Below are 9,870 nucleotides of genomic sequence, written 5' to 3' on the forward strand. Positions count from 1 at the left end.
TGCGGGTCGAAGTCGTAGGCGCCGTCGAGGAATCCGCCCCATTTGCTGTAGGACTTGCCCGGCTCTCCCACGCGGGGGGCGAAGAAGCGGCCGTGGTCCCAGCGGTCACGCGGGATCTCGGTGACGCAGTCCTCGCCGGCGGCGAGGTTCTGCCAGAACTCCCGGACGTCGCGCGCCCGGGGGTAGCGGCCCGCCAGTCCGATGATCGCGATGTCGTCGGCGGCCTTGCGCGGGCCGGGATCGAGCGGGTGCCCGGCCGGAGCGGCGGCGGGCACCGGCCAGGTGCGTCCGGTCACCGCGGCGGGCAGATCGGGGGTGCCGGGAGGGGCGGCCGGCTTCCGCCGGTCCCCGCCGCCCGGGTGCACGAGTTCGGCGACCTGGCGGGGATGGGTGTCAAGGAGGTGACGGGTGAGGACGGTGATGGTCCGGTACTCGAAGAACAGGGTCTTCGGGAGCGGGCCGAAGACCTCTTCGAGGGTGCGGGTCATCTCCATGGTCATGACGGAGTCGACGCCGTACTCCTCCAGCGGCGCCTCGGCGTCGATCCGGTCGGCTGGCAGGTCGATGACCGAGGACAGGAGCCGCTTGAAGTAGCCCACCGCCCGCTGCTCGGCGGCCTCGTCCAGGCCGTCGGCGGGCGAGCCCGCGGCGGATCCGGCCGGGGTCCGAGCGACTCCGTCGGGAGTCCGCGTGCCGTCCCGGCGGCCCTGCGCGGGCGCGGAGTGCGGCGAGGTCATGGGCCGGGGTGCGGGACCGTCCACGAGGAGTCCGGCGAGGAGGGTCGTGGCGACCCGGCGAGGGTCGCCGGAGAGGACCATCACGTGGTCGGACGGCGAGGACAGGGACCGGTACAGAGCACGCACCCCGTCCTCGTCCCGCAGGGGCACTAGCCCGAAGCGCTCACGCAGCGACCGCTCGGTCGGCTTGTCGACGCCCATGCCGCCACCGCCCCACAGGGGCCAGGCGACCGACAGGCTCCTCCCCTGCCGCTCGCCCCGGGCCACCAGCGCGTTGCGGTGCGCCGCGAAGGCGTCCATGAAGGCGTTCGCCGTCGCGTAGTCGGCCTGCCCGACATTGCCCAGGGCGCCGGCCACCGAGGAGAAGGCGACCAGGAAGTCGAGGTCCTCGTTCCGGGTGGCCTCGTCCAGGTGCACCAGTCCGGCCACCTTCGGTGCCAGCACCCGGGAGAAGTCGTCCGCGTCCTTCTTGATGACGAAGGAGTCGCTGGTGATCCCGGCCGCGTGCAGGATCCCGTCGATCCGGCCGTACCGGTCCCGGGTCTCCCGCACGAGCCGGTCCACATCTTCCCGGACGGCCACGTCGGCCTGGAGGTAGACCGCCTCCGCGCCGCGCTCGCGCAGTCCTTCGAGCACCAGGTCCTTGCGGGCGTCGTGGGGAGCGCGGCCGACGACCACGATCCGGGCCCCGTGGACGCGCTCCGCGATGTCCTGGGCGAAGACCGTGCCCAGTCCGCCGGCGCCCCCGGTGATCAGGTAGACGCCGCCGTCCTTCCAGGGAGACTCCGCCGCACGGTGGAAGGCGTCGTCCGCACGCCACTTCAGGACCTGGCGAACGCCGTCGAGATAGCGCACCCCGGAGTCCGGGAGGACCGCGCGGTCCGCCGTCACGCGGGAGGCCGCGCGCTCCGGTGCTTCCCGCGGGTCCACCAGCACCATCTGCCCGAGCAGCCGCGGGTTCTCCAGTCCGGCCGACCGCAGCACGGCGGCCAGTCCCGTCCACAGCGGTGTGCCGGTGGCGGCGGCGACCAGCTGCACCCTGACCGGGTGGTGGGCGGGCTCGCCGAGCAGCTTCTTGACCTCGGCGAAAACCCTCAGCGCGTGGTCGGTGTAGCGGCGGCCGAGGTCCGCAGTGCCCGACTCCAGCCGGACCACGCGCGCGGTGTCCCGCGCTTCGAGGGCTTCGGCCACATCGGGGAGGTCCACGACCAGCACCAGCCCCTCGGGCGCCGCCGCGGTGGCGGGCGCGGCAGGGTCCGCGGTCACCCAGTGGGGTACGGCGAACAGCTCGCGGGGGCCCGCCGCCGCCGTCCGGGCGCGCAGGGCCACGCCCTTGAGGCGCAGGCAGATCCTCCCGTCGTCGTCGCAGACGTCGATGTCCACGCGGCGCGAGCCGTCTCCCGGCCGGCCCGCCTCCTCGCGCAGCCAGGCCCACGTCTGCGGCGGGCAGGGGCCGAGGATCTCGACCTCGTCCACCGCGAACGGCAGCAGCAGCGGTTCCTCTCCGGCCGTCACGGGAGACAGGCCGGCGCACGCCTGGAGGGCGGCGTCCACCGTCGTCGGGTGGAGACCGTAGGCGTCCCGGGTGTCCCGCACCGCCTGGGGCAGCGCGATCCGGGCCAGGACCTGTCCCGCGCCCGTCCACCACTGCCGCACGCCCCGATGGCCCGGTCCGTAGTCGATGCCACGCGCCGCGGCCGCCGCGTACAGCACGTCGGCATCGGGTCCGGGGACCCGGCACTCGTCGCGCAGGCGCGACAGGTCGATGCGGGCGCCGCCGTCGGCGTCGGCGGCCTCGGGTCGCGGGGTCACCTCGACCACGCCCTGGCCGTGCACCACGTCGGAGGTCCCGGCCTCCGGGGTCCCCGGGACGACGATCTCGAATCCCACCGCGCCGAGCTCCTCGGGCCGCAGCCGGACCTCGACGGTCAGCTGCGGGCCGTGCAGGGTGAGCGGCCGGGTCCAGACGACGTTGCGGATCCGCGTGACGCGGAAGGGGTCGTCGAGCGAGGCCGCCGCCGCGGCGCGCGCCAGCTCCAGACAGGCGGCACCGGACAGAACGGGGCTGCCCCCCACCCGGTGGTCCCGCAGGAAGAACTCCTCGCCGCTGTAGACCGAGGTGAACCGCTGCCCCTGGAGGGTGGAGGTGTTCGTGTGCAGGAGCGGGTGGAGCCGCCCCGGGGTCCCCGTCCGGTCCTGGTCGCCCGTGGCGGCGGCCAGCCAGTGGCGCTCGCCCTGGAAGGGGTAGGTCGGCATCGATATGCGGCGCGGTGCCGGCTCGGACTCCGCGCGGAGCTCCGTCCAGTCCACCGGGGCTCCGGTCGTCCAGAGCCTCACGACATCGCCGTGCGCCCGCCGGGCGAGCGCCGCGTCCGGCGTCCGGTCCGCTTCCGCGGCGGGGGCGGCCTGCCGCCGCTCCGCCCGGCCCCGGTGGACGTCAGCGGCCCCGGGCGCACCGTCCAGGAACGCCCGCAGCTTGGCGGCGAGTTCCGCGGGGGTCGCCACGACGAGCCCGAGGCGCTCCTCGTACTCCTCCCGGCCCGACTGGAGGGTGTGGGCGATGTCCGCGAGCTCGGCCGTAGCGCCCTCGTCCTCGGTCGTCCAGCGCAGCAGCTGTTCGGCCTGGGCGCGCAGGCCCGCGTCGGTCCGCGCGGAGAGCACGACGGCGGCCTGGCCGCCACTCGCCGGGGGGCCGTCCGCGGGGCGGGCGACCGGCCGGTACTCCTCGACCACGACATGGGCGTTGGAGCCCCCCGCCCCGAAGGACGAGACGCCGGCGGTCCGGGGGATCTCGGTGCCGTCGGGGCCGGTGAGGCGGCTCCACGGTGCGAGCTCCCGCGCCACGTAGAAGGGGCTGTTCTCGAAGTCGATGTGGGGGTTGAGCACCTCGGAGTGGAGGGAGGGAGCGATCCGGCCGTGCTTCATCTGCAGCAGCACTTTCGTCAGGGCCGCGACCCCGGCCGCGCTCTCGGCGTGCCCGATGTTGCTCTTCACCGAGCCGATGGCGCAGTACTGCCTGCGGTCGGTGTGTTCGCGGAAGGCGCTGGTCAGCCCGGAGATCTCGATGGGGTCTCCGAGGGAGGTCCCGGTTCCGTGCGCCTCGACGTAGCCGATCGTTCCCGCGTCGACCCCCGCCTCGCGGAGCGCGTGGCCGATGACGCCGTGCTGTGCCCGGGGGTTGGGGACGGCGTACCCGTTGGTCTTGCCCCCGTGGTTGACCGATGTCGCGCGGATGACTCCGTGGATGATGTCGCCGTCCTCGCGGGCCCGGGCGAGCGGCTTGAGGAGGACGGCGCCGACGCCCTCGCCGGGGACGTAGCCGTCACCGCCCTCGCCGAAGCTCTCGCACCGGCCCCTGCTCGACGCGTACTTGCCGCTGCCGAGCATCAGGAACTTGTTGGGGTGCAGCGACAGGTTCACGCCGCCCGCCACGGCCAGTTCGCAGCCTCCGGTCCGCAGGCTCTGGCAGGCCAGGTGGAGTGCGGTGAGCGAGGAGGAGCACATGGTGTCGACGGCCATGCTCGGGCCGTGCAGGTCGAAGGCGTACGACACCCGGTTGGCGATGGTGGACGCGCTGCCGGACAGCGTGACGTTGCGGCCCCGCGCCTGCTCCTGGGCGCCGTAGAGCTGGTACTCCTCGTACATCACGCCGACGAAGACGCCCACGTTGCCGGGCAGGCCCCGGTCGTCGCAGCGGCTCAGCATGCCGCGCGTGTACCCGGCGTCCTCCAGCGTCTCGTGCACGCATTCCAGGAACAGCCGCTCCTGCGGGTCCATGAACGCCGCCTCGCGCGGGGAGATGTTGAAGAAGAGCGCGTCGAAACGGTCGACGCCGTCCAGGAAGCCGCCCCACTTGGTGTACGTCCTGCCGGGCGCGTTCGGGTCCGGGTCGAAGTAAGGGCTGTGGTCCCAGCGGTCGGCGGGAACCTCGGTGACGCTGTCGCGCCCCTCGGCCAGATTGCGCCAGAACTCCCGGACGTTGCGCGCCTGGGGGTAGCGCCCGGCCAGTCCGACGACGGCGATCTCCGTGTCCCGGGGGGCCGGCTCCCCGCGGCCTCGCCGCGCGACCGTCCGGCGGACGGTCCCGGCTGCGGCCGGGCCGCGGGTGGCGGCGGGGCCACGGGTGGCGTCGGCCTCCGCCGCGAGCAGTTCGGCCAGGCGCGGCCGATGGGCGCCGAGGAAGTAGCCGGCCAGGGCGCTGATGCTCTGGTACTCGTAGAACAGCGTCTTCGACAGGGAGCCGAAGACCCCCTCCAGCCGGTTGGTCAGGTTCATCGTCATGATCGAGTCGATGCCGTACCGCTCGAGGGCGTCGTCGGGGTCGATGCGCTCGGCGGGCACGCGCAGCTCGGAGGCGAGGAGGCCTACCAGGTGGCGGCGGGCGCGCTCCTCCAGCGTGCCCGCCGGGCCGGGGCCGCCGTCTTCCGGGGCGACGACGGCCGGGAGTTCCGGCTCGGCGGCCGGGAGGGCGCCGCCGGCCGGCTCGGCCGCCCCGTTCGGGGCGTAGGACCGCGAGGTGAGCCCGCGCAGGCAGCAGCGCGGCATGCCGCCGTCGTCGAGGAGGTCGATGTCCAGCTTGCGGATGCCGAGGTCGGGCCGGTCGCCGTCGCCGTACCGCACCCAGGCCCACATCTGCGCGGTGCACGGCCCCAGCACGTCCAGCTCGTCGAGCGCGAAGGGGAGCTGGAGCATGGCGGGGGCGGCGTCCGTGTCGCCGCCCGCCCCGCCGAACAGTCCGACGGTGGACTGGAGGGCGGCGTCCAGCAGGCTCGGGTGCAGGACGTACCCGTCGGCCCCCTCCACCGTCCCGGACGGCAGGCACAGCCGTGCCAGGGCCTGCCCGTCGCCGATGGCCACGCTCTCGACGCCGCGGTGCGCGGGACCGTAGTCGAGGCCCATGGCGCGGTAGAGGCGGTAGCACTCCTCGGCGTCCAGTCGCGCGGCACCGCACGCCGCGCGCAGGGCGGCCAGGTCCACCGCCTCCTGCTCGGCGGCGTCGTCGTCGAGGGCCTGTACCGTCCCCTGGCTGTGGACGACGGCGTCTGCGCCGGAGCCGTCCCGCGCGGTGCCGGAGATCTCGAAGGCGACGTCCCGCGCCGACCCGTCCTGCGCGGTGTACAGCGTCGTGACCACGTGTGCCGCCGAGTCGTCGACCGTCAGGGGCCGGGCCCAGACCACGTTGCGGAGCACGGTCCGGCCGGTGTGCGCGTCGCGCGAGGACGCCAGCGCGGCCCGGGCCATCTCCAGGTACGCGGCGGCCGGCAGCACCTTGCGGCCGTCGACGACATGGTCGACGAGGAAGGGCTCCTCGCCCGAGAAGACCGAGCCGAAGCGCTGGGTTTCGAGGGTGGAGGTGTTGGTGTGGACGAGCGGGTGGATCCGCTCGGCGCCGGTGCCGCCGGGCGCGGGTTCCTCGGTCAGGTCGCCCACCCAGTAGCGCTCGCGGGCGAAGGGGTAGCCGGGAAGCGCGAGCATCCGGGGGCGCCGGGGGCCCTGCAGCCTGCTCCAGTCGACGTTCAGGCCCTTGACCCAGAGCCCGAGCAGTCGGTCGAACTTGCCCTTCTCGATCCACAGGTCGACGGTCGCGGCCATGTCGCCGTCGTCGCCGAGGGCGGTGAGCGCCTCCCGGTGCTCCTTGACGTTGCCGAGGTGCAGGTCCGCGACGTCTTCCTCGCCGGCGGCGAACGCGGCCAGGGCGCACGTGAGTTCGGTGTAAGAGTCGACGGGAACCGCGAGCCGCGCCTCCATCGCCTCGCGGCCGGACTGGAGGGTGTGGGCGACAGCCGCGAGGTCGACGGCATCCGGGTCCTGCCGGAGCAGCCAGTCGAGCAGGTCGCGGGCCCGCTCCCGCAGGCGCTCGCCGTCCTTCGCCGACAGGACGATCAGCCACGGGGCGCCCTCGGGCGCGGGGGTGGGGGTGGGGGCGGGATCGGCCCGGCGGTACTCCGCCACGACGACATGGGCGTTGGAACCGCCGGCACCGAAGGAAGAGACTCCGGCGACCCGGTCGCCCTCCGTCGTCTCGCCGTCGTCGCCCACGACCGCGGGCCGCGCCCACTCGGTGGTCCCCCGCTGGAGGCGGAACGGGGTCCGGGCGAAGTCGATGTTGGGGTTGGGCTCCTCCGCGTGCAGCCCTGCCGCGAGGCGCCCGTGCTCCATCTGGAGGACGACCTTGCACAGCCCGGCGATGCCGGCGGCGGCCTCCAGATGGCCGATGTTGCTCTTCAGGGAGCCGATGGCGCAGTGCTGCCCGGAACCGGAGTCCTGGGCGAACGCCTGGGTGAGTCCGGCGATCTCGATCGGATCGCCGAGTTCGGTGCCGGTGCCGTGGGCTTCGACGAAGCTCACCTCGGCGGCGGAGACGCCCGCGCGTGTGAGCGCCTCGCGCACGACCTCGGCCTGCGCGACCGGGCTGGGGACCGTGTAGCCGTTGGTCCGGCCGCCGTGGTTGATGCTGCTGCCCCGCAGGACGGCGCGGATGTTGTCGTTGTCCCGCTCGGCGTCCGCCAGCCGCTTGAGCAGGACGACGGCCACGCCCTCCCCCGGCACGAACCCGTTGCCGCCGGCGCCGAAACTGCGGCACCTGCCGTCGTCAGACAGCATCCGCTTGCCGGACATGAGGGTGTAGTTCGACGGGTGCAGGTAGAGGTTGACGCCACCCGCGACGGCCAGGTCGCACTCGCCGCGGCGCAGGTGCTGGATCGCCTCGTGGACGGCGCTCAGGGAGGACGAGCAGAGGGTGTCGACCGGCAGGCTGGGTCCCGTGAGGTCGAGGAGGTACGACACCCGGTTCGCCACCGAGGCGAACGAGGTCAGGGGGTGGAGCTTCTCGTTGCGCCGGCGCAGCTCGGGCCCGTACAGGTCGAAGCCGGTCTTCGAGACGCCGGCGAAGACGCCCACCCTCCGGCGGTGGGCGTCGGCCAGGCGCTGCCGGGTGTAGCCGGCGTCCTCCAGCGCGTTCCAGGACTCCTGGAGGAACAGGCGCTCCTGCGGGTCCATGTTCATCGCCTCCTGCGGGGAGACGGCGAAGAAGAGGGGGTCGAACTCGTCGAAGCCGTCGAGGAATCCACCCCACTTCCCGTAGCTGAGGCCGGCCGCAACCGCCTCTTCGCGGTCGGGGTGGTAGAAGCCCTCCAACGGCCAGCGGCCTTCCGGGATCTCCGTGACGCAGTCCCGTCCTGCGGCCAGGTTCTCCCAGAACTCCCGCAGGTCGCGGGCCATCGGGAACCGTCCGCTCATGCCGATGACGGCGATCGCGTCCTCGGTGGGCACGGCGGCGGGCGTGGACGCCTCGGGTGCCCCGGGCGCGACCGGCGCCGTGCGTCCGGTGGCGGGGGCCGGCGCCTGCCGCCGGGTGGCGGCGGCATCCGTCGGACGCGGTGCGGCGGCGGCCTGCCGCGGCTTCCCCGTCCCCGTCCAGCCCAGGCACTCCGGCCGGCGCGTCCGCAGGAGGTGGCGGGCCAGCGCGTCCAGGGAGTTGCACCCGTACAGGAGCGTACTGGGCAGGTCCGGGAACACCTCGGCGAGCTTGCGGTTGAGCCGGGTGACGACGATCGAGTCGATGCCGTAGGCCGCCAGATCCGCCTGCGGGTCGATCTTCGCGGCCGGGAGGCCGATGACGGCGCCGAGCGTCTGCCCGAGCCTGCGGATGGTCCTGTCGCGCAGCTCGTCGTCCGCCGGGTCTTCGCCCTCGGCGGCTGCCGGGACCGTCGCCGGGCCCGCGGCGGTCGCCTGCTGCCGGAGCAGCGTCCGCCGCAGGCGCGGGGCGTCGCCTTCGACGACCATCAGCTGGCGGTGGTCGGAGCCGAGGGACTCGTGGAAGGCCCCGACGCCGAGCTCGGTGCGCAGTGCGCGCATCCCCGTCTGCTCCCGCAGGACCCGCTCCGTGTCCGCGTCGACCCGCATTCCGCCCTCGGCCCACAGCGGCCAGTCGAGCGAGACGCTGCGTCCCGAGCGCAGCCCTCGGGCGACCAGCTCGCCCCGGTGGTGCGCGAACGCGTCCAGGAAGGCGTTGGCGGCGGCGTAGTCGGACTGGCCGACGTTGCCCGTGACCCCCGCCGTGGAGGAGAACAGGGCGAAGAAGTCGAGAGCGTCGTCCTTGCTGGCGGCGTCCAGGTTGAGGGCGCCGGCCGTCTTGGGGGCGAGGACCTCGCGCAGCTCCTCGTCGGTCTTGTGCACCACGTAGCCGTCCCTCAGCACACCGGCCGCGTGGATGATGCCGTGGACGGCACCGTGCTCACGGCGCGCGGCGGCCAGGTAGGCCTCCACGCCCTCCGGGTCGGCCACGTCGAGCCGGGCGTAGTCGACCCGCGCGCCGGGGCGGTTCAGGCCTTCCAACAGGCGGCGCCGGCCCTCGTCGAGTGCGGAGCGACCACTCAGCAGGACGGACGTGTTCCGTACGGATCCCAGCAGGTCCCGGGCGAAGACCAGGCCGAGGCCGCCGAGACCGCCAGTGATGACGTAGGTCCCGCCTTCCCGCCAGGGCAGGGCGGTGGGCCCGGGGCTCGGCAGCTCCTCCCAGTGCAGCACCTCGCGGACTCCGCCCCGGAAACGTACGGAGCGGTCATCGCCGCGGTCGCGGCAGGCCAGGATCCGGAGCGCGGTGGCATCCGGCTCGACGGCCGGGTCGACGAGGACCAGCTGGGGCACGATCCGGGGGTTCTCCAGGCCGGCGCTCCTGATCAGGCCGATCAGCCCGGACAGGAGGGCTTCCTCGCCGCTCAGGGGGCAGACGAGCTGCACCAGCGTGGCAGGCAGGTCCGGGTCTCCGGCCGGCCGGCGAAGTGCGGTGAGCACCTGGCCCGCGAGGTCGGCGTAGCGGTCCGCGAGTCCGGCGGCCCCGGACCGCAGCATCCGCACGTCGGTACCGGCCTCCTGCCGGAGCAGCGCGGACGCGAGGCCCGGCGTCCCGGCGAGGAGCACGATGTGTCCCGGGGTCCGCTCGGTCGCGACGCCGTCGGCCGCCCGCCAGACCGGGTGGCACCGCAGCAGCTCGGTCGGCCGCTCCGCGTCCGGGGTGTCCGCGGGTGACTCCGCCTGTTCCTGATGGTTCCTCAGGTACCGCTTGACCTCCTCCTTGGAGACGCGATCGGCCTTGAGATCCAGCAGGAGCCGTTCCAGCCGGCTGTCCATG

1 protein-coding gene (running past one end of the window) is annotated in these 9,870 nt (G+C 74.0%); it reads right to left on the reverse strand.

The genetic code is table 11. The annotated features are described in order from the left end of the window. A protein-coding gene (locus ACFVJX_RS10845; protein WP_384128417.1) for an SDR family NAD(P)-dependent oxidoreductase crosses the window boundary here: on the reverse strand, positions 1 to 9,869 show its 5' portion. Its footprint begins 3,766 nt before the window's first position; only the first 9,869 of its 13,635 coding nucleotides appear in the window; the start codon lies at positions 9,867 to 9,869; the stop codon falls past the left edge of the window. Position 9,870 lies beyond the last annotated feature (1 nt).

Origin of the sequence: Streptomyces sp. NPDC127177, from assembly GCF_042672475.1 — a bacterium.
Taxonomy (GTDB): domain Bacteria; phylum Actinomycetota; class Actinomycetes; order Streptomycetales; family Streptomycetaceae; genus Streptomyces.